This is a genomic window from Cupriavidus necator N-1, from assembly GCF_000219215.1.
In the GTDB taxonomy this organism is placed as follows: Bacteria; Pseudomonadota; Gammaproteobacteria; order Burkholderiales; family Burkholderiaceae; genus Cupriavidus; species Cupriavidus necator.
The window spans coordinates 1,593,007-1,612,112 of the sequence record NC_015726.1; the positions used below are offsets into that span (position 1 = coordinate 1,593,007).

The 19,106-nt window shown below is 67.0% G+C and carries 20 protein-coding genes and 1 pseudogene; 12 read left to right on the forward strand and 9 right to left on the reverse strand.

Going from position 1 to position 19,106, the window contains the following annotated elements:
- The first annotated feature begins 54 nt into the window (after nucleotides 1-54).
- The 7 genes from CNE_RS07605 to leuD all read left to right on the forward strand — a co-directional run bounded on the left by CNE_RS07605 (nucleotide 55) and on the right by leuD (nucleotide 6,151).
- On the forward strand, nucleotides 55-1,065 hold the full coding sequence (locus tag CNE_RS07605) for an NADP-dependent oxidoreductase (protein WP_013956541.1): 1,011 nt from the start codon (nucleotides 55-57) through the stop codon (nucleotides 1,063-1,065).
- Nucleotides 1,066-1,142: 77 nt separating this feature from the next.
- Nucleotides 1,143-1,991 carry a class II aldolase/adducin family protein gene (locus CNE_RS07610; protein WP_013956542.1) on the forward strand — a complete coding sequence of 283 codons (849 nt, stop codon included), beginning with the start codon at nucleotides 1,143-1,145 and terminating at the stop codon, nucleotides 1,989-1,991.
- A gap of 40 nt (nucleotides 1,992-2,031) precedes the next feature.
- On the forward strand, nucleotides 2,032-2,967 hold the full coding sequence (locus CNE_RS07615) for a glutathione S-transferase family protein (protein ID WP_013956543.1): 936 nt from the start codon (nucleotides 2,032-2,034) through the stop codon (nucleotides 2,965-2,967).
- 60 nt (nucleotides 2,968-3,027) lie between these two features.
- Nucleotides 3,028-3,930: an SDR family oxidoreductase gene (locus CNE_RS07620; protein WP_013956544.1), complete on the forward strand. Its 903-nt coding sequence runs from the start codon at nucleotides 3,028-3,030 to the stop codon at nucleotides 3,928-3,930.
- Between the two features lie 34 nt (nucleotides 3,931-3,964).
- A complete protein-coding gene (locus CNE_RS07625; protein ID WP_013956545.1) occupies nucleotides 3,965-4,915 on the forward strand; it encodes an alpha/beta fold hydrolase in 951 nt (316 codons plus the stop codon).
- A gap of 253 nt (nucleotides 4,916-5,168) precedes the next feature.
- The gene (locus CNE_RS39115; protein WP_238553063.1) at nucleotides 5,169-5,468 is read left to right on the forward strand and encodes a GntR family transcriptional regulator; all 300 of its coding nucleotides are present in this window, start codon (nucleotides 5,169-5,171) and stop codon (nucleotides 5,466-5,468) included.
- A complete protein-coding gene (leuD, locus tag CNE_RS42690) occupies nucleotides 5,465-6,151 on the forward strand; it encodes a 3-isopropylmalate dehydratase small subunit (RefSeq protein WP_013956547.1) in 687 nt (228 codons plus the stop codon). Before CNE_RS39115 ends, leuD begins: the two co-directional genes overlap by 4 nt.
- Before the next feature lie 41 nt (nucleotides 6,152-6,192).
- Here leuD and CNE_RS07635 read toward each other — a convergent pair whose 3' ends face one another.
- Together CNE_RS07635 and CNE_RS07640 are read right to left on the reverse strand one after the other, a co-directional pair.
- The gene (locus CNE_RS07635; RefSeq protein ID WP_013956548.1) at nucleotides 6,193-6,714 is read right to left on the reverse strand and encodes an O-acetyl-ADP-ribose deacetylase; all 522 of its coding nucleotides are present in this window, start codon (nucleotides 6,712-6,714) and stop codon (nucleotides 6,193-6,195) included.
- Between the two features lie 77 nt (nucleotides 6,715-6,791).
- Nucleotides 6,792-7,940, reverse strand: a complete 1,149-nt coding sequence (locus tag CNE_RS07640; RefSeq protein WP_013956549.1) for an iron-containing alcohol dehydrogenase — start codon at nucleotides 7,938-7,940, stop codon at nucleotides 6,792-6,794.
- A gap of 334 nt (nucleotides 7,941-8,274) precedes the next feature.
- Here CNE_RS07640 and CNE_RS07645 point away from each other — a divergent pair, with 334 nt between their 5' ends.
- The 4 genes from CNE_RS07645 (at nucleotide 8,275) to CNE_RS07660 (ending at nucleotide 11,519) form a co-directional block, all read left to right on the forward strand.
- Nucleotides 8,275-9,297 carry an alpha/beta hydrolase gene (locus CNE_RS07645; protein ID WP_013956550.1) on the forward strand — a complete coding sequence of 341 codons (1,023 nt, stop codon included), beginning with the start codon at nucleotides 8,275-8,277 and terminating at the stop codon, nucleotides 9,295-9,297.
- 80 nt (nucleotides 9,298-9,377) lie between these two features.
- Entirely contained in the window at nucleotides 9,378-10,361 is a 984-nt protein-coding gene (locus tag CNE_RS07650) for a tripartite tricarboxylate transporter substrate binding protein (protein WP_013956551.1), read from the forward strand.
- Nucleotides 10,362-10,477: 116 nt separating this feature from the next.
- Nucleotides 10,478-10,915 (forward strand): YbgC/FadM family acyl-CoA thioesterase, encoded by a 438-nt coding sequence (locus CNE_RS07655; RefSeq protein ID WP_013956552.1) that lies wholly within the window; start codon nucleotides 10,478-10,480, stop codon nucleotides 10,913-10,915.
- 235 nt (nucleotides 10,916-11,150) lie between these two features.
- A complete protein-coding gene (locus CNE_RS07660; RefSeq protein WP_013956553.1) occupies nucleotides 11,151-11,519 on the forward strand; it encodes an EF-hand domain-containing protein in 369 nt (122 codons plus the stop codon).
- A 100-nt stretch (nucleotides 11,520-11,619) separates the two neighbouring features.
- Here CNE_RS07660 and denD read toward each other — a convergent pair whose 3' ends face one another.
- Nucleotides 11,620-12,594 (reverse strand): D-erythronate dehydrogenase, encoded by a 975-nt coding sequence (denD, locus tag CNE_RS07665; protein ID WP_013956554.1) that lies wholly within the window; start codon nucleotides 12,592-12,594, stop codon nucleotides 11,620-11,622.
- Between the two features lie 89 nt (nucleotides 12,595-12,683).
- Between denD and CNE_RS07670 the strand changes: the two are divergent.
- Nucleotides 12,684-13,001, forward strand: a pseudogene (locus CNE_RS07670) (RNA-guided endonuclease InsQ/TnpB family protein); the annotation flags it as partial.
- Between the two features lie 23 nt (nucleotides 13,002-13,024).
- On the opposite strand, the gene otnI reads toward CNE_RS07670, so the two are convergent.
- From otnI to CNE_RS07700, 6 genes are all read right to left on the reverse strand, one after another.
- Nucleotides 13,025-13,807, reverse strand: a complete 783-nt coding sequence (otnI, locus tag CNE_RS07675; protein WP_013956556.1) for a 2-oxo-tetronate isomerase — start codon at nucleotides 13,805-13,807, stop codon at nucleotides 13,025-13,027.
- 67 nt (nucleotides 13,808-13,874) lie between these two features.
- A complete protein-coding gene (locus CNE_RS07680; protein WP_013956557.1) occupies nucleotides 13,875-15,248 on the reverse strand; it encodes an MFS transporter in 1,374 nt (457 codons plus the stop codon).
- A 129-nt stretch (nucleotides 15,249-15,377) separates the two neighbouring features.
- A complete protein-coding gene (otnC, locus tag CNE_RS07685; protein WP_013956558.1) occupies nucleotides 15,378-16,031 on the reverse strand; it encodes a 3-oxo-tetronate 4-phosphate decarboxylase in 654 nt (217 codons plus the stop codon).
- Nucleotides 16,028-17,329 (reverse strand): 3-oxo-tetronate kinase, encoded by a 1,302-nt coding sequence (otnK, locus tag CNE_RS07690; RefSeq protein ID WP_013956559.1) that lies wholly within the window; start codon nucleotides 17,327-17,329, stop codon nucleotides 16,028-16,030. The genes otnC and otnK overlap by 4 nt, the downstream gene beginning before the upstream one ends.
- Before the next feature lie 12 nt (nucleotides 17,330-17,341).
- Nucleotides 17,342-18,235 carry an L-threonate dehydrogenase gene (gene ltnD, locus CNE_RS07695; protein ID WP_013956560.1) on the reverse strand — a complete coding sequence of 298 codons (894 nt, stop codon included), beginning with the start codon at nucleotides 18,233-18,235 and terminating at the stop codon, nucleotides 17,342-17,344.
- Between the two features lie 55 nt (nucleotides 18,236-18,290).
- Nucleotides 18,291-19,025 carry a FadR/GntR family transcriptional regulator gene (locus tag CNE_RS07700; RefSeq protein ID WP_013956561.1) on the reverse strand — a complete coding sequence of 245 codons (735 nt, stop codon included), beginning with the start codon at nucleotides 19,023-19,025 and terminating at the stop codon, nucleotides 18,291-18,293.
- Nucleotides 19,026-19,106: the final 81 nt, after the last annotated feature.

A 19,106-nucleotide genomic window follows, 5' to 3' on the forward strand; every position in this document is an offset into this window, starting at 1 on the left:
CCCTCCCGACGCAGTATTCAAGCCGTTCCATATTCCTACTGAAAGGAATCGATCATGTCCAAAACGTTCAAGCGCATCGTCCTGGCCTCGCGTCCCGAAGGCGCGGTGACGCCGGCCAATTTCCGCCTGGAAGAAGTGCCCGTGCCGCAGATCGCCGACGGCCAGGTGCTGGTGCGCAACCATTACCTGTCGCTGGACCCGTACATGCGCGGCCGCATGAACGACAGCAAGTCCTATGCCGCGCCGCAGCCGCTCGATGAGGTCATGATCGGCGGCACCGTGGGCGAAGTGGTGGAAAGCAAGAACAGCAAGTTCAAGCCGGGCGACAAGGTGGTCGGCATGTTCGGATGGCAGGAGATGGGCGTCAGCGACGGCACCGGCCTGCAGCCAGTCGACACCACGCATATCCCGCTGTCGGCCTACCTAGGCTCGGTCGGCATGCCGGGCGTGACCGCCTGGTACGGCCTGAACAAGATCATCCTGCCCAAGCCGGGCAAGACCATCGCGGTCAGCGCGGCTTCCGGCGCGGTGGGCAGCGTGGTCGGGCAGCTGGCCAAGCTGGCCGGCTGCCGCGCGGTCGGATTTGCCGGCGGCAAGGACAAGTGCGACTACGTGGTCAATGAGCTGGGCTTCGATGCCTGCATCGACTACAAGGCGGCCAAGGATCCCAAGGAGCTCTACACGATGCTCAAGGAAGCCACCCCGGACGGCATCGACGGCTATTTCGAGAATGTCGGCGGCGATATCCTGGACGCCGTGCTGACGCGCATGAACGCCTTCGGCCGCATCGCCATGTGCGGCATGATCGCGGGCTATGACGGCCAGCCGCTGCCGCTGAAGAACCCGCAGCTGATCCTGGTGTCGCGCCTGACCATCGAAGGCTTTATCGTCTCCGAGCACATGGAAGTCTGGCCGCAGGCGCTGAAGGAACTGGGCACTGCTGTCGCACAGGGCAAGCTCAAGTTCCGCGAAAGCATCGCCGAAGGCCTGGCCAGCGCGCCGGAAGCCTTTATCGGCCTGCTCAAGGGCAAGAATTTCGGCAAGCAGCTGGTCAAGCTGGTCTGATCGGCGCATGCAGGGCCGCGGCGCGCCTGACGGGCGCGCCGCGGGCAACGGATTTCACCAAAAAAACGGAGACACCGATGAATGCCGCGCAAGCCCCGCAAATCCAGAGCGACGACGAGATCGGCGCCGGCCTGCCCGAAGAGGTCAAGGCCCGCTACCGCAACCTGCCGCGCCCGCCGCAGTTCGCCACCGCCGCCGAAGAGCGCCTGCACCGCAAGCAGCGCCTGGCCGCGGCCTTCCGGCTGTTTTCCAGGTTCGGTTTCGATGAAGGCGTGGCCGGCCATATCACCGCGCGCGACCCGGAGTTTCCCGATACCTTCTGGGTCAATCCCTTCGGCGTGCATTTCAGCCAGGTCAAGGTCTCCAACCTGATCCGCTGTGACCACCACGGCGACGTGGTCGAGGGTGACTACCCGGTCAATGCCGCGGCCTTTGCCATCCATTCGCGCGTGCACCAGACCCGCTCCGACGCGGTCGCGGCCGCGCATTCGCACAGCACCTATGGCCGCGCGTGGTCCACGCTGGGCCGCCCGCTCGATCCGCTGACGCAGGACGTGTGCGCGTTCTACCAGGACCATGCGGTCTATGACGATTTCGGCGGCGTGGTGGTGGAACTCGACGAGGGCCAGCGCATCGCCAATGCGCTGGGCCAGAACAAGGCCGCGATCCTGCAGAACCATGGCCTGCTGACGGTCGGCAAGACCGTGGACGAAGCCGCCTGGTGGTTCATCACCATGGAGCGCTCCTGCCACGTCCAGTTGCTGGCCGAAGCCGCCGCGGCGCGCACCCAGGCGCCGCTGAAGCTGATCTCCGATGCGGCCGCGCGCCAGGCCTATTCGATCGTCGGCACGGCGCAGGCGGGCTGGTTCCAGTTCCAGCCGCTCTATGCCCGCATCGTCAAGGAACAGCCGGACCTGCTGGACTGAATTCGCACGGCACCCGCTGGCAAACATGGAGGTGGACCGCATGGCTGACATCATTCTTCACCAGTACGCAACTTCGCCATTCTCCGAGAAGGTCCGCCTGCTGCTGGGCGCCAAGGGACTGGCGTGGCAGGCGGTGGAAATCCCCGCCATCCTGCCCAAGCCTGACCTGCTGGCGCTGACCGGCGGCTACCGCCGCACGCCGGTGATGCAGGTCGGTGCCGATATCTACTGCGATACCGCGCTGATCTGCGAGGTGCTGGACGCGCTGGCGCCCACGCCGGCGCTGTATCCGCCGGCCCAGGCCGCGGCGGCGCGGGTCGCGGCAGCCTGGTTCGATGCGGCGCTGTTCACGGCGTCGGTGACCTATGTGTTCCAGCCAGCCGGCGTTGCCAGCATGCTGGGCCACCTGTCGCCGGCGCAGGTCCAGGCCTTTAGCGCCGACCGCAAGGCCATGCGCGGCGACACCAATGCGCTGCGCATGCCGTTGGCCGAAGCCACCGCGCTGCTGCATGAAACGTTCGGTCAACTGGAAACGCAGTTCGCGGCGGGGATCGAGCATGTGGCCGGGCCGGCGCTGTCGGTTGCCGACTTCTCGCTGTACCACAACCTATGGTTTATCCGCCGCGCCGGCGCGCTGGCGCAGCTGCTGGAGGCTTACCCGCGCCTGCAGGCCTGGTATGCGCGCATGAACACCTTCGGCCATGGGCGGCCGCGCGTGATCGACAGCGAGGACGCGATCGGCGCCGCGCGCAGTGCCGATCCGGTCGTGCTGGATGAGGGTGTCATCGCCGATGCCGGCCTGCAGGCCGGCGACCCCGTCACCGTCACGCCCACCGACTATGCGCGCGACCCGGTGGCCGGCGTGCTGCTGTCGCTGACCGCGCGCCGCGTCACGCTGCGCCGCCAGGACCCGCGCGCCGGTGCGCTCAATGTGCATTTCCCGCGGCAGGGCTACCAGGTGCAGCGCGCCGCCTGAGCGCGCGCACGGCACACGGCCCGCCGTTCCCCAAACGAATCACGCAACAGGACAGACGATATGAAGGATTTCTCCAACAAGGTGGCTGTCATTACCGGCGGTGCCTCGGGTTTCGGCAAGGAGTTTGCCCACATTGCCGCCGACATCGGCATGAAGCTGGTGCTGGCGGATGTGCAGGAAGACGCGCTGGACGCGACCGTAGCGGAATTCAAGGCACGCAATGTGCCGGTGATCGGGCTGCGCACGGACGTCTCGCGTGCCGACCAGGTGCAGGCGCTGGCCGATGCTGCCATCGAGGCCTTCGGCCAGGTCAACCTGCTGTTCAATAACGCTGGCGTGGGCGCGGGCGGCCTGATCTGGGAGAACTCCGAGAAGGACTGGGAGTGGGTGCTGGGCGTCAACCTGTACGGTGTGGTGCACGGCGTGCGCATCTTCACGCCGCTGATGCTGGCCGCGGCAGGGAAGGATCCGGCCTACCAGGGCCATATCGTCAACACGGCGTCGATGGCGGGCTTGCTGAACCCGCCGGCAATGGGCGTGTACAACGTGTCCAAGCACGCGGTGGTGGCTTTGACTGAAACCCTATACCAGGACCTGGGCCTGGTGACGGAGCAGGTGCGCTGCTCGGTGCTGTGCCCGTACTTCGTGCCGACCGGCATCAACCAGTCCCAGCGCAACCGGCCCGCCGACCTGGCCAACCAGGCGCCGCCGACGCGCTCGCAGCTGGTGTCGCAGGCTTTGTCGGACAAGGCCGTCGGCTCCGGCAAGGTGACCGCCGCCGAGGTCGCGCAGCTGACCTTCGATGCCATCCGCGACGAAAGCTTCTATATTTATTCCCACCCCCAGGCGCTCGCCCCCGTGCGCCAACGCTTCGAGGATATCGTCGGGCAGCGCAATCCCGGCGATCCGTTTGCCGACAAGCCCGAGGTCCGCGCGGGCCTCGTTGCCGCGTTGCGCGGCTGACGCCAGCACAACGCCACAACGAGGAGGACCGCATATGGAGAACAACATGGCTGCCCCCGCCGCCGTGATCCGCCACCTGCAGTACGCCACGCTGCCCAACGGCACCCGCCTGCACTACGCCAGCGCGGGCGAGCGCGGCAAGCCGCTGATGCTGTTCGTGCACGGCTTTCCTGAATTCTGGTTCGAATGGGAGGCCCAGCTGGCCGAGTTCGGGCGCACGCATTTTGCCGTGGCGCCGGACCTGCGCGGCTACAACCTGTCGAGCAAGCCCGCCGAGGTCGAGGCCTACCGGCCGCGCCATATCGTCGAAGACCTGGTGCAGCTGGTCAGCGCGCTGGGCTATGACCAGGCCGTGGTGGTGGCGCACGACTGGGGCGGGGCGATCTGCTGGAACCTGGCGATCCAGTTCCCGCGGCTGGTGCGCCAGCTCATCATCGTCAACTCGCCGCATCCGTACCTGTTTGCGCGCGCGCTGGCCACCGATCCCGAGCAGCAGGCCGCTTCCGCGTACATGAACTGGCTGCGCAAGCCGGGCGCGGAAAAGGCACTGGCCGCCAACGACTTCGCGCTGCTGGACCGGATGCTGGCCGATGCCGACGGCAAGCCGGCGGCCTGGTACACGCCCGAGACGCGCGCCAGGTACCACGCGGCATGGTCCCAGCCGGGCGAAGGCCAGGACGCCGGCGTCCATCCGCTCACCGGCGGCGTCAATTTCTACCGCGCCTCGCCCATGCACCCGCCGGGCGAGGGCGAGCCGCCACCCGACATCTCGCGCCTGGATTCGGCCGCCTTTGTGGTCAGGGTGCCCACGCTGGTGATCTGGGGCGAGCGCGACCGCGCGCTGCCGAAATCACTGGTGGACGGGCTGGGTGACTTCGTGCCGGACCTGCGCGTGGAACGCATCCCCGAGGGCACCCACTGGGTGATCCACGAGCAGCCGGAGCGGGTCAACCTGCTGATCCGCAGCGCGCTGCCTGTGTCCTGATCCGGGCAAGACCAGCCCCCGGGGGCTGGTCTTGCCTTCTTCCTCTTCCATTACCATCGCGGCGCCGCCCCCCCATCTCCTCTTCCACCTGGCGAACCAGTCATGCTCCAGCGAGTTTGCCGAAATTGGTTCGTACTGGTCCCTTAGTGATATCTAATTGATGCCAATGGTATTGATTGGCCGAAGGGAAGGCAGCGGCCGCGCCAGACTTGAAAGATAACGACTGCCATTCATGGGAAACCAGAGCTCACCGATGCTGCGTTATCACCGCATTTACCTCGTATTGCGCCAGAAAATCCTCAACGGGGTCTATGACGTGAGCGGCCTGCCGCCCGAATTCGGGCTGATGGAGCAGGACCGGGTGGCGCGCGTGACCGTGCGGCGGGCGCTGGCCGAGCTGCACAAGGAAGGGCTGATTTACCGGCGGCCGGGGCAGGGGACCTTCGTCACGCCGCCGGCGGCATCAAGTCGCTGGGCGGCGCCAGGCTGGAAGCGGTGCTGGGCGATGCCGAGTCACAGCCGGAGATCGGCGCAGCCGAAGTCGAGAAGATGAACGAGGCTGGCGCCAGCGCCGTGGTCGGCGCCTATGCCAGCGCGATATGCCTCGACACCGACGCCATTATCCCGTCGCGGGAAATGAAGCGTGTCTCCAAGCACGGGCTGGCCGAGGGCCTGTTCTCCGGCTGGCGCTACCTGGCGGGAACGGACCGCAGCCTCGATCCCTTGTTCGTGCTGAACCAGCCGGCGTACACCGGGGCGTCGATCCTGCTGGCCGGAAGCGATTTCGGCTGCGGCTCCTCGCGCGAGCATGCGGTGTGGACGCTGAAGGAGTTCGGCATCCGCGCCATCGTCGCGCCTGGCTTCGGTGCCATCTTCCACAACAACTGCGTGCGCAACGGCCTGTTGCCGGTGGTGCTGCCGATGGCAACGGTGCAGGCGCTCGCCGACGACTGCGCCGGAGCGCCGGCCACGCATCACGGCACCGCGATCTTCAACAACGTGGAAGCCAGCTTCAAGTACCAGGTGACGCCGGCATTGCTGATGAGCGTGTGGCCGCGGACTATGCCAGGGGCTGCGGCATCAACGACGCTCCAGGCGCACCGAATGGCGATCTACCAGAAGGCATCGGGGATCGATTGCACCGGCCAGCGCGCGGTGGCCGCGATCAACGGCGTGTGTCCGTCGGCCGATGACAGCCAGGCGGTGTTGCCCGTGGGCCTGCGCCACAAGTTCTGACGCAGGCGGTGCGGATCGCGGGGCACGCCCCGCGATCCGTCTCAGGACAACCGCTCGCGGTACAGGCGGTAGTTCTCGTCGTCGAAGCAGACGAAGGTGACCTGCTCGATCTCCGGCGCCCCGGCCAGCGCCTCGCGCACCGCGGCGATGGCAATGTCCGCCGCGCGCTCGCGCGGGAAGGCGTAGATGCCGGTGCTGATATTGGGAAAGGCCAGCCTGCGCAGGTGGTGCTGCGCCGCCAGCCGGATGCTGTTGCGGTAGGCGTTGGCGAGCAGTTCGTCCTCGCCCTGGTCGCCGCCTTGCCAGACCGGCCCGACCGCATGGATCACGTATGGCGCCGGCAGGTGGCCGCCGGTGGTGATCACCGCCTCGCCGGTGGGGCAGCCGCCCTGCGCGTCGCGGATCGCGCGGCAGGCCTCCTTGATGGCGGAGCCGCCGGCCCCGTGGATGGCCCCGTCTACGCCACCGCCGCCCAACAGGCCGCTATTGGCCGCGTTGACGATGGCATCGACCTCCATCCGGGTGATATCGCCATGGACTACCTGCAAATGCTCGCCGCTCATGTTGTCTCCTGCACTGTGGAGGGGAGGGCCGCCGGACAGCCGCTTGGTCGGTCTGACCGGCGGGAAGCTGCTGTGTGCTACATGGACTGCTCAAGCATACGCCGATAATCCGCGGCGCTGGCGTCTTTCGGGTTGGTCTTGTGGCAGTGATCGACCAGCGCACCGGCAATCACCTTGTCGAACATGTCCTCGGTGACGCCCATCTGGCGCAGCCCGGTGGGCAACCCCAGGCGCGCGGTCATGTCGTGCACGGCCTGCGCGATATCGGCGCCGTCGGGCAGGTGCATGGCGCGGCGCAGGCGTGCGTAGCGGTCGTCGCGCACCACCGTGGGCGCGTCGGCATTGAAGCGCAGCACCGCGGGCATCACTACCGCATTGAGGGTGCCGTGGTGCAGGCCGGTGCGGCCGTCGATCTTCAGCCCGCCCAGCGGGTGCGACAGCGAATGCACGCAGCCCAGCCCCTTCTGAAAGGCCATTGCGCCCTGCATCGATGCGCTCATCATGTTCAGGCGCGCGTCGCGGTCCTGGCCGTCGCGGGTGGCGCGCTCGATATGGCCCCAGCCGCGCTCCAGGCCATCCAGCGCAATGCCGTCCGCGGGCGGGTTGAAGGCGGGGGCCAGGAAGGTCTCGATGCAGTGCGCGATTGCATCCATGCCGGTGGCCGCGGTCAGCCCGGCGGGCAGCCCCAGCGTCAGTTCGGGGTCGCAGACTGCGGACTTGGGCAGCAGGTGCCAGGAATGGAAGCCCAGCTTGCGGCCGTCGTCCAGGATGATGATGGCGCCGCGTGCTACCTCGCTGCCGGTGCCCGAGGTGGTGGGCACCGCGATCAGCGGCGCCGCCTTGTCGGTGATCTTGGCGCTGCCGCCTTCGATGGTGGCATAGGTGGTCAGCTCGCCCTCATGCGTGGCCAGGATGGCGATGCCCTTGGCCAGGTCGATCGACGAGCCGCCGCCCACCGCCACCAGCCCGTCGCAGCCGGCCTCGCGGTACTGCGCGGCGGCCTTGCGCACCATGGCCTCGGTCGGGTTCGACGGGGTTTCATCGAACACTGCAACCTGCAAGCCCTGCATCGCATCAACGGCACGCTGCGCCACGCCGGCGGCGACCACGCCCTTGTCGGTCACCAGCAGCGGGCGGCGGATGCCGATGCGCTCGCATTCGGACTTGAGCAGGCTTACTGCGCCGAAATCCAGGTGGATGTGGGTCAGATAGTAGATAAACGCCATGTTTGCTTGTCTCCTGCCGGGATCTGCCGCGAAATTGTCTTTTGCACGGGCCTGGACCGGATACTCGCCAGGCACGCTGTCTTGGGTTTCAATGGGCCTGCATTGCTGTTTCCGGAGCCCTCGGGATCGCTTCAGCCGATCATCGCCCAAAAACTTGCCGCGTGGCAGGCTGACAGGGATTTTTCGGGGTTATCTCGTACTGCCGGGCACCTGGAACATCTGGCATCATACTAAAATCGAACGATCGTTCACAATTCGAACTTCTCCCGATGCGGGCGACGTGCCAGAGCTTCTGCGCGCCGCTGGCGCCGGGTCCGGATCCGCGTTATTCCCTATGTCCGCCGTACCGTCTTCCAGCCCTGATGCGCCCGCCACGCCCGGCCTGCCGTCCAGCCCGCTCGACCCGCAGGTGGCCGCGCTGCTGGAGCTGATCGCGCGCGCCAAGCGGCCGCCGATCCACGCGATGGCGCCGGAGGACGCCAAGATCGCCTACGAGAAAAGCGCGCCGATCCTGGATATCAACCCGCCGCCCGTGCATATGGCGGAAGACCTGCTGGTGCCGGCGTGCGACGGCCACGCCATTCCGGTCAGGCTTTACACCCCGCGCGAGGCCAGCTGGACTGAACCGCTGCCCTTGCTGGTGTATTTCCACGGCGGCGGCTTCACGGTCGGCAGCGTCAATTCGCACGATCCACTGTGCCGGCTGCTGTGTGGCCAGGCGGACTGCATGGTGCTGTCGGTGGACTACCGGCTCGGGCCGCAATGGCGTTTCCCGACGGCGGCCAACGACGCTTTCGACGTGCTGCACTGGGTCTTCGCCGAAGCCGACCGGCTGGGTGCCGACCCGGCGCGCATCGCGCTGGGAGGCGACAGCGCCGGCGGCACGCTGGCCGCGGCGTGTGCCGTGGAGGCCCGCAATACGGGCCTGGCGCCCGTGCTGCAGTTGCTGATCTATCCCGGCACCTGTGCGCGCCAGGACACGCCGTCGCACCGCGCGCTGGCCGATGGCTACCTGCTGACGGCGGACATGATCCGCTGGTTCTTTGCCCAGTACCTGGACCAGGAAGCCAGCCGCGACGACTGGCGTTTCGCCCCGCTGGACGGCGGCGGCACCGGCGCCGAGGTGCGCGGCACATGCCCTGCCTGGATCGCCGTGGCCGGCTACGACCCGCTGCACGACGAGGGCGTGGCCTACGCAGAGAAGCTGCGCGCCGCCGGCGTGGCCGCCACGCTGGCGGACTACCCCGGCATGATCCATGATTTCTTCAAGCTGGGCCGGTTCGTGCCGGCGGTGGCGCAGGCACATGCCGACGCCGTTGCCGCGCTGCGCGCCGCGTTCGGCACACCGCACAACTAGACCAGCAGCCGCGGTCAGCGCCGCACCGGCCCGGCCTTCCATTTTCAGCAGTGACTTGCAGCACAAGGAGACATAGTCAAATGCAACGCCGCCACTTCATCGCCCGCGCGGGCATCGCCGCCGCCACCGCGGCACTGGGCCTTGCCGCCATGCCCGCCCAGGCACAGGCCGACAAGTTCCCGCAGCGCCCGATCCGCCTGGTGATCGGCTACACCGCCGGCGGCTCCACGGATATCCCGTTCCGCGTGCTGGCCGACAACGCCTCCAAGATCCTGGGCCAGCCCGTGATCGTCGAGAACAAGCCCGGCGCGGGCGGCGTGCTGCCCGCGCAGATGATGCAGGCCACCGCGCCGGACGGCTACACGCTGGCCCAGGTGGCCATGCCGGTCTACCGCCTGCCGTACACCACCAAGATCAACTGGGACCCGGTCAAGGACCTGAGCTACATCATCAACCTCGCCGGCTATTCGTTCGGCCTGGTGGTGCCGGCCGATTCGCCGATCAAGACGATGCAGGAGTACATCGCCTACGCCAAGGCCAACCCGGGCAAGCTGACCTACGGCTCGCCGGGCTCCATGACCACGCTGCACCTGACCATGGAAGAGCTGGCCATGAAGCAGGGCGTGCAGTTCTCGCACATCCCCTACAAGGGCAATTCCGAGTCGATGCAGGCGCTGCTGGGCGGCCACGTGATGTCGGTGGCCGACACGCCGGCGTGGGCACCGTATGTGGAGCAGGGCAAGCTGCGCCTGCTGTCGACCTGGGGCGAGAAGCGCTCGGCGCGCTTCCCCAACGTGCCGACGCTGAAGGAACTGGGCATCGGCATCGTGCAGACCTCGCCGTTCGGCCTGGTCGCGCCCAAGGGTACCGACCCGAAGATCGTGCAGAAGCTGCATGACGCCTTCAAGAAGGCCATGGACATGCCGAACTACCGCGAATCGCTGGCCAAGTTCGACATGGAGCCGTACTACATGAACAGCCAGCAATACGCGCAGTTTGCGGCCGAGACCGTCAAGAAGGAAAAGGCGATCATCGAGAAGCTGGGGCTGGCCAAGGCGCAATAACGGCGATCAGCCTGCCGCCACCATCATCGATTCAGGCCGCCGCGCCTGCCGGCCCTGTCCGGCGGGCCGGCGGCCTGGTGCCTTGACAAGCCACGACAAACAAGGAGACCAAGCCGATGGCCAAAGAGGATTTCCGCCACAGCATCCCCCTGCGCGTGCGCTGGGCCGAAGTCGATCCGCAGTCGATCGTCTTCAACGCGCACTACCTGACGTACTGCGATATCTGCGTGACCGAGTACTGGCGCGCGCTGGGCATCCGCTATCCGGAAGACGTGCTGCACGCGCATGGCGTGGACATCTTCGTGGTCAAGTCCACGCTGGAATACCACGCCTCGGCGCGCTTTGACGACGAGCTGGAAATCCGCGGCCGCATGTCGCGCCTGGGGCGCTCGAGCATGCTGTTCCGGGTGGAGATGTTCCGCGGCGACGAGCACCTGATCACCGGTGAGATCGTCTATGTGTGCGCGGACCCGGCCACGCAGAAATCGGCGGCGATTCCGGGGCAGGTAAGGGAGACGATTGAAGGGTATGAGGTGGTGAAGCCGGCGGTGTGAGGCAAGGCGTCACCGAATGACGCCGCCCGCCTTGCCGGTAGCGCGCCGCCGGATTCCAGGTGCAGCAAGAATTATCGGTGTCCTGCATCAGCTGTCGCGACCTGTAACACAAAGATGTTGGTAAGTAGGGATCGCTTGCCTAGAATCGGTGTGAGCCAGTGCTCAAAGAGGATCTTCGTTGCCGAAGCATTCTTTAGGAAGGCAATGTCGAATCACAAACCATGAGGAGACGGCAATGACCATGCGTAAGCTGCCTGCAGTCGGCTTGACAGTGATGATGGTGCTCGCTTTTACGACGGCGAGCGCCCAGCAGAAACCGGAATCAACAGCCCCGCAAAGCGCGGAATCCGCCCAGATTCCGCCAGCGCCATCGACTACCGCCGAAGCCAAGGCCAAAATCTCCGAGCGTTTCAAGATTGCCGATACCAACCACGACGGGAAGCTAAGCCGCGAAGAAGCCCAGGCAGGCGCGCCGGTAGTCTACAAGCACTTTGACAAGATCGATGTCAAGAAGTCGGGTTACGTCACCGAACGTCAGATCGGTGCGTACTGGACATCGAAGTCCAAGGCACAGCAGCAGAAAGAGGATCCCATCTGGAACTGACGTCTTCGCCTCTGCTTGACCCGATCCCCTTTCCCGCGCACGGGAAAGGGGGCCGGCCCGCGGGAGATGCCAGCATGTCGCGAAGGAAGCCGGCCTGGCTTTACTTGCTCAGCCCCGCATCCTCCATATAAGCCCGAATCACCTCATCAAAGCTCGCATCGCTCTGGAACCCCAGCGACTGCGCACGCTCCGCATTCCACGCCGCCGGCCAGGTCCCGACGATGTTCTCCACGCGCGCTTCGCGCTCCCACGTCACGCGGTCCGCCACGGCATCGCCCGCCACGCGGCGCAGGGCGTCGACCATGCCGGCAGCCGTGACCGACAGGCCCGGCAGGTTCACCACGCGGCGGTTGCCCAGCCGTTCGCCGGCCAGTTCGATGCCATTGACCAGTGCCGCCACCGCTGCGCGCGGCGACAGCAGCCACAGCGGCGTGTCCGGTGCCACCGGGCAATTGGCGCTGACACCCGACAGCGGCTCGCGGATGATGCCGCTGGCGAACGACGAGGCCGCCGCATTGGGCTTGCCCGGGCGCACGCTGATGGTGGGCAGCCGAAGCACGCGGCCGTCGACAAAGCCGCGGCGGCTGTAGTCCGACAGCAGCAGCTCGCCGATGGCCTTCTGCACGCCGTACGACGATTGCGGGCTCAGCGCGGTGTCGTCCTGCACCACCGGCGGCAACTGGCCGCCGTAGACCGCGACCGAGCTGGTGAACAGCACGCGCGGCTGGTGGCCCAGCTCACGGCAGGTTTCCAGCAGCGCGCGCGAGGCGTCCAGGTTGACGCGCATGCCGAGATCGAAATCCGCCTCGGCCTGGCCGCTGACCACGGCCGCCAGGTGGAACACGGCGCCGGTGTCCTTGTCGATGGCCTGGCGCAGCACGGCCGGGTCGGACAGGTCGCCCGTCACCACGCGCACGCGCGCATCGTCCAGGCCTTGCGGCGCTACCACGTCGAGCAGCGTCAGGCGGTCGATGGCGACGGGCTGGCCGTCCAGGTTCAGGGTGCCGCGTTGCAGCAGCAGGCGGGCGAATTGCAGGCCGAGGAAGCCGGCGCCGCCGGTAATCAGTACGTTCATCAGACTTGCTCCGAGAAACCTCGCCCTTCAGGGCGGGGAGTGAAAGGAGTGCTGCCGGCAGCAAGCAATCCCATATTAGAATGACCGGCATGCTTCTGGTCTATCGCTACCGGGTGAAGTCGCTGAACGGCCTGCTCAATCAGCAGAGCCGCGCGGTGAACTACGTCTGGAACTTCTGCAACGACACGCAGAAGCACGCACTCAAGTGGGGCAAGAAATGGCCCACGGGTTTCGATCTGAACGTGTTGACCACCGGCAGCAGCAAGGAACTGCGCATCCATTCCGGCACCGTCAACGCGGTTTGCGAGCAGTACGCCAAGTCGCGTAGCCAGCACCGCCGGCCGTACCTGCGCTATCGCGGCCGCAAGTCGCTTGGCTGGGTGCCGCTCAAGGGCCGGGATCTCAAGCCTCTTTGGGTTTGCGCGAAGGATCAGCGGCCGAGGTAAGGCTTGAGCCAGCCCAGGCCCTCGGAAGTGCCGGCGCGGGGGCGATATTCGCAGCCGATCCAGCCTTCGTAGCCGAGCCCGTCGATGACCTCGAACAGATAGGGGTAGTTCAGTTCGCCCAGGTCCGGTTCATGGCGCTCGGGCACGCCGGCGATCTGGATATGGCCAATGCCGGACATGTCGCGCTTCAGTTTCATCGCGATATCACCCTCGACGATCTGGCAGTGATAGCAGTCGAACTGCACCTTCAGGTTGGCCGCGCCGATCTCCTTGCAGATTGCCTGCGCATCGTCCTGGCGGTTCAGGAAGTAGCCTGGCATGTCGCGCGTGTTGATCGGTTCGAGCACGATGGTGATGCCCTGTGCGGCAGCGGCCTTGGCGGCGAAGGCCACATTCTCCAGGTAGGCGGCGCGGTGGCGGGCGCGGTCGGCACCGGCCGGCACTAGCCCCGCCATCACGTGCACGCGGTCATTGCCGATCACGCCAGCGTATTCCAATGCGCGGCCGACGGCGTCGCGGAACTCCGCCTCGCGCCCCGGCAGCGCAGCCAAGCCGCGCTCACCGGCTGCCCAGTCGCCCGGCGGGGCGTTGAACAGCGCCTGCGTGAGACCGTTCGCGTCCAGGCGCGCGCGCAGCTCGGTGGCGGCGTGCTCGTAGGGGAACAGGTACTCTACCGCCCGGAAGCCGTCCGCCGCGGCAGCGGCGAAGCGGTCCAGGAAAGCGTGCTCGTTGTACATCATCGAGAGATTTGCGGCGAAGCGCGGCATGGGAACTCCAAAGCGGTAGTACGGAACCGGCCCGATCGAGGCTAGGTCGAAAGCGGGCCGGCCAGGATCAACGGTTGACCAGTTTAGCGGGCGTCAGCCACACCAGCACGGCGCCGACGACCAGGATCGCGGACAGCACGTACATGGGCAGCTGCGTACTGTGCGTCATGTCCTTCAGCGCGCCGACCATGTACGGCGACACGAAGCCGGCCAGGTTGCCGACCGAATTCACCACGGCAATACCAGAAGCGGCGGCAATGCCCGACAGGAACGAGGTCGGCAGCGACCAGAACAGAGGCGCGCAGGTCAGCACCCCGGCAGCGGCCAGCGACAGTGCGGCGATGGCCACCGTTGTATTGTTGGTGAACGAGGCAGCAATGGCAAAGCCCAAAGCACCCATCAGCGCCGGCACGATCAGGTGCCAGCGGCGCTCGCGGCGGGCGTCGGCGCTGTGGCCCAGGATGTTCATCACGACCACGGCGCAGATGAAGGGGATCGCCGACAGCAGGCCGATGTTCAGGTTGCCGGTCACGCCGCTGGCCTTCACCAGCGTGGGCATCCAGAAGGTCAGAGCGTATTGGCCGGTGACGAAGCAGAAGTAGATCAGGCACATCCACCACACGCGGCGGTCGGAGAACACCGCGCCCAGCGAGTGGCCGTGGGACTTGCCGGCGGCGGTGGCGGCGTTAAGGGCGTTGCGCTGGTCTTCCTCGATATTGCGCTTGAGCACGCGCTTTTCATCGGCGTCGAGCCACGGTGCCTTGTCGATGCCGTCGCGCAGCACGAAGATCGTCACCACGCCGATCACGAACGCGGGCAGCGCCTCGATCAGGAACATCCATTGCCAGCCACGCATATCGTGCACGCCGTTGAAGGCATCCATGATCCAGCCCGACAGCGGGTTGCCGAACATGCCTGCAATGGGGATGCCCGACATGAACAGCGCGATCATCTTGCCGCGGCGGTTGGCCGGGAACCAGTAGGTCAGGTACAGGATCACGCCGGGGTAGAAGCCCGCTTCGGCCAGGCCGAGCAGGAATCGCATCGTGTAGAACTGGGTCGGCGTCTTCACGAACAGGAACAGCGCCGAGATGATGCCCCAGGTGATCATGATGCGCGCGATCCAGATGCGCGCGCCGATGCGGTGCATCAGCAGGTTGCTGGGCACCTCGAAGAGGAAGTAGCCGATAAAGAACAGGCCGGCGCCGAGGCCGAACACGGTCTCGGAGAAGGCCAGGTCCTGGCCCATCTGCAGCTTGGCGAAGCCGACGTTGACGCGGTCGAGGTAGGCGACCACGTAGCACAGCATCAGGAACGGCATGACACGCCAGAACACCTTGCTGTAGGCGCGTTTTTCGATCTGGGCTTCGGTGTCCAGCCGGGCGTTGCCGCCCAGGCTGTCAAGGGCGGGCACGCTCGCCGCCGGTTGGTTTGGATTCACGGTGGTCTCCGGGTATGGTGGTGGGTCTAATGCGGCGGCGCGCGGAATGCAGGCATGCGCGTCCCCCGCACGGTGGCCGCTAGGCAACCGCGCCGGGTGAAGCCGTCGTTTATCGGGGAAAAGCGGTTGTTACCAGCGCGCCTGGAAGGCGTCGCGCAACTCAGCCAGTGCGCCGTCGGGCAGCGCCGCGCGGGCGGCGAAGCCCGGCGTGTCTTTCATCGTCATCCATAGCTTGGCGGTCTCCTCCAGTTCTTCCAGCGCGAACGCGGCGCGCGAGACGCTGGATTCCCACACCACCGGGCCAAGGCGCTCCAGCAGCACGCCACGCACCTGCGCGGCCAGCGTGGCCACGCGCGCGGCCACGGCCGGATCGCCGGGGCGATGGTAGGGAATCAGCGGGATATGGCCGACCTTCATCACGTAATACGGCGTGAGCGGCGGCAGTACGTCGTCCGGTTGCCAGACACCAGCCAGCGTCAGGGCCACGAGGTGCGTCGAGTGCGTATGCACCACGGCGTGCGCCCCGGGGTTGTTGTCGTAGATCGCGCGATGCAGCGTCAGCGTCTTGGACGGCTTGTCGCCGGAGGCCCAGCTGCCATCAGTGGCCACCTTGGCAACCGCGGCCGGGTCCATCATGCCCAGGCAGGCATCGGTCGGCGTGATCAGCCAGCCGTCGTCCAGCCGCGCGCTGATATTGCCGGCCGAGCCCACGGTATAGCCGCGCTGGTACAGGCTGGCGCCGATGCGGCAGATCTCTTCGCGCAGCTGGTTTTCCGTACTCACGACTGGCCTCCAAGCTGGCGCAGCGCCTCGTCAAAGAAGTCCGGGCCGCCGAAGTTGCCCGACTTGAGCGCCAGCGCCAGCGGCTTTGCATCCAGCGTGACGGTGGCCGGCACGCCCGGTGCAATCTGCGCGCCGATACGCAAGGCGCGCACGCCCAGCGCCTGCACCACCGCGCCGGAGGTTTCGCCGCCGGCCACGACGAAGCGGCGCGTACCGCGTGCCAGCAGCCCGGCGGCAACCGTGGCCAGGCACTGCTCGACCAGGTGTCCTGCGCGCTCAACGCCCAGTTCGGCCTGCACGGCCTTGACTTCATCGGGGCTGGAGGTGGCGTAGATCAGCACAGGTTCGTCATGCGCGGCAGCAAAGGCCAGCGCCGAGTCGGCCACGGCTTCGCCGCGCGCCAGCGCGAGCGGGTCGATGCGCAGCGCCGGGCGGCCTTGTTCCAGCCAGCGTGCCACCTGGCCATTGGTCGCGCGCGAGGCGCTGCCGGCCAGCACCACGCCCGGGCCGTCGATGGCAGGCACCGAAGCGGCGTCACCGCGCTGCGGCAGCAGGCCGGCGCGGCGGAAATTCCCGGGCAGTCCCAGCGCGATGCCGGAGCCGCCGGTAATCAGCGGCAGGTTGGCGCAGGCTTCGCCCAGCGTAAACAGGTCCGCGTCGGATACCGCGTCGGCTATCGCCAGCCGCACGCCGTCGCTGCGCAGCGCGGCGATGCGCTCGGCCGTGGCCTGCGCGCCGCGTGCCACCGCGTCGTAGCGCAGCAGGCCGACCTTGCTCTTGCTCTGGCGCTGCAGCACGCGCACCAGGCTGGCATCGGTCATCGGCGTCAGCGGATGGTGCTCCATGCCCGATTCATTGAGCAGCACGTCGCCCACGAACAGGTGGCCGCGGAAGATGGTGCGGCCGTTCTCGGGAAAGGCCGGGCAGGCGATGGTGAAATCGCTGTCCAGCGCCGCCAGCAGCGCCTCGGCCACCGGGCCGATATTGCCGGCATCGGTCGAGTCGAAGGTGGAGCAGTACTTGAAGACAAACTGGCGGCAGCCCTGCGCGCGCAGCCATTGCAGCGCGGCCAGCGACTGGGCCACGGCCTCGACGGCCGGGATGGTGCGGGACTTGAGCGCCACCACCAGCGCATCGGCTTCGCCAATGTCCTGCACGGCGCCCACGTCGGGCAGGCCGATGGTCTGCACGGTGCGCATGCCATTGCGCACCAGCGTGTTGGCGAGGTCGGTGGCGCCGGTGAAATCGTCGGCGATGCAGCCCAAAAGCGGGCGATGGGCGAGGGTGCCTGCGGTCATCGTGCGCCCCTCTTATTCGGCCTTGCCCGGCAGTTCGATGCCCGGGAAGATCTTGATCACGGCCGAGTCGTCCTCGCCGCCATGGCCGGCGGTGGAAGCCATCATGAACATCTGGTGCGCGGCCGCCGACAGCGGCAGCGGGAATTTGCTTTGGCGCGCGGTGTCGAGCACCATGCCCAGGTCCTTGACGAAGATGTCGACCGCTGACAGCGGCGTGTAGTCGCCCTTCAGGATATGGGGCACGCGGTTCTCGAACATCCACGAGTTGCCCGCGCTGTGCGTGATCACGTCATAGAGCGCATCCGGGTCCACGCCTTCGCGCAGGCCCAGTGCCATCGCCTCGGCGGCCGCGGCGATATGCACGCCGGCCAGCAGCTGGTTGATGATCTTGACCTTGGAGCCCGCGCCGTGCGCGGCGCCCAGGCGGTACACCTTGCCGGCGATGGCGGCCAGCACGTCCTCGGCCAGCGAGTAGGCTTCGGCCGGGCCGGAGGTCATCATGGTCATTTCGCCGCTGGCGGCGCGCGCTGCGCCGCCGGAGACCGGTGCGTCCAGCATCAGCAGGCCCTGTTCCGCCAGCCGGCGGCCCAGCGCCTGGGCAAAGCCCGGCGGCACGGTGGCGCTGGCGATCACCAGCTTGCCCGGCTCCATCGCGGCCGCGGCACCGTTGGCGCCGAACAGCACGGCCTCGGTCTGCTGCGCGTTGACCACCAGCGTCAGCACCACGTCGCAACGGCTGCCCAGCTCGGCGGGCGAGGCGCACGGCACACCGCCGGCATCGGCAAAGCGCTGCAGCACTTCGGGGCGCAGGTCGCACGCGTGCACGTTGAAGCCGGCACGCAGCAGCGACTGCGCGACACCAAAGCCCATGGCACCAAGGCCGATGACGCCGATATTCCTGGACATGAAGGGACTCCTGAAACAGATACGGATAATTCGATGGTTCGGGCTTGCGCGCGCGTCAGTTGGTGGCGCCGTGCGCTTCGCCGCTCTCGTCGGCACCAAGCTGGGCCAGCCGGTGCGCGGCGTTGTACATATGGTTCTGCGCGGCATTGCGCGCGGCCAGCGGGTCGCCTGCGCGGATGGCGGCGACGATGGCCTGGTGTTCTTCACGCACCTGGCGCGAAAAGTCCGCGCGGCGCGCCTCGTTGGTCCGGGTCACGCGCGTGGCCGCTTCCAGGTACTGGCTGAGGAAGGCCAGCGTCTTCAGGAAATACGGGTTGCCGGTGGCCTCGGCGATGGCACGGTGGAAGGCCACGTCTTCGGCCACGCCGTCGCCGCCTTGCGCTACCTCTTCGTCGAGCCGGGCCAGCGCGGCGTCGATGGCTGCCATCGACGCATCGGTGCGGCGGCGGGCGGCCTGCGCGGCCACCTCGGCCTCGATCGCGCGGCGCAGCTCGACGATCTGCAGCACCGATTCCAGCGTGCCGGTTTCGGTGTAGTCGATGCGCAGCGGCCGGATGCCGGCCTGTAGCGTCACGAACACGCCGCTGCCCTGGCGCGACTCCACCACGCCTTCGTACTTGAGCCGGGAGATGGCTTCGCGCACCACGGTGCGGCTGACGCCGAATTCCTCGGACAGCACCGCCTCGGTCGGCAGCTTGGCGCCGCGGGCAAAGGCGCCGCTCTGGATCTTGTCCAGCAACTGTTCGGCGACGTTGTCGGTCAGGGCGCGGGCTGGGACTTTCTGGAACACGGAAGTCTCCGGGTCATTGGGTAATAAGGTCATCATACAAATTTGCTAAAGGGATGCCTCCCCGGGCAAACCCTAATCTGG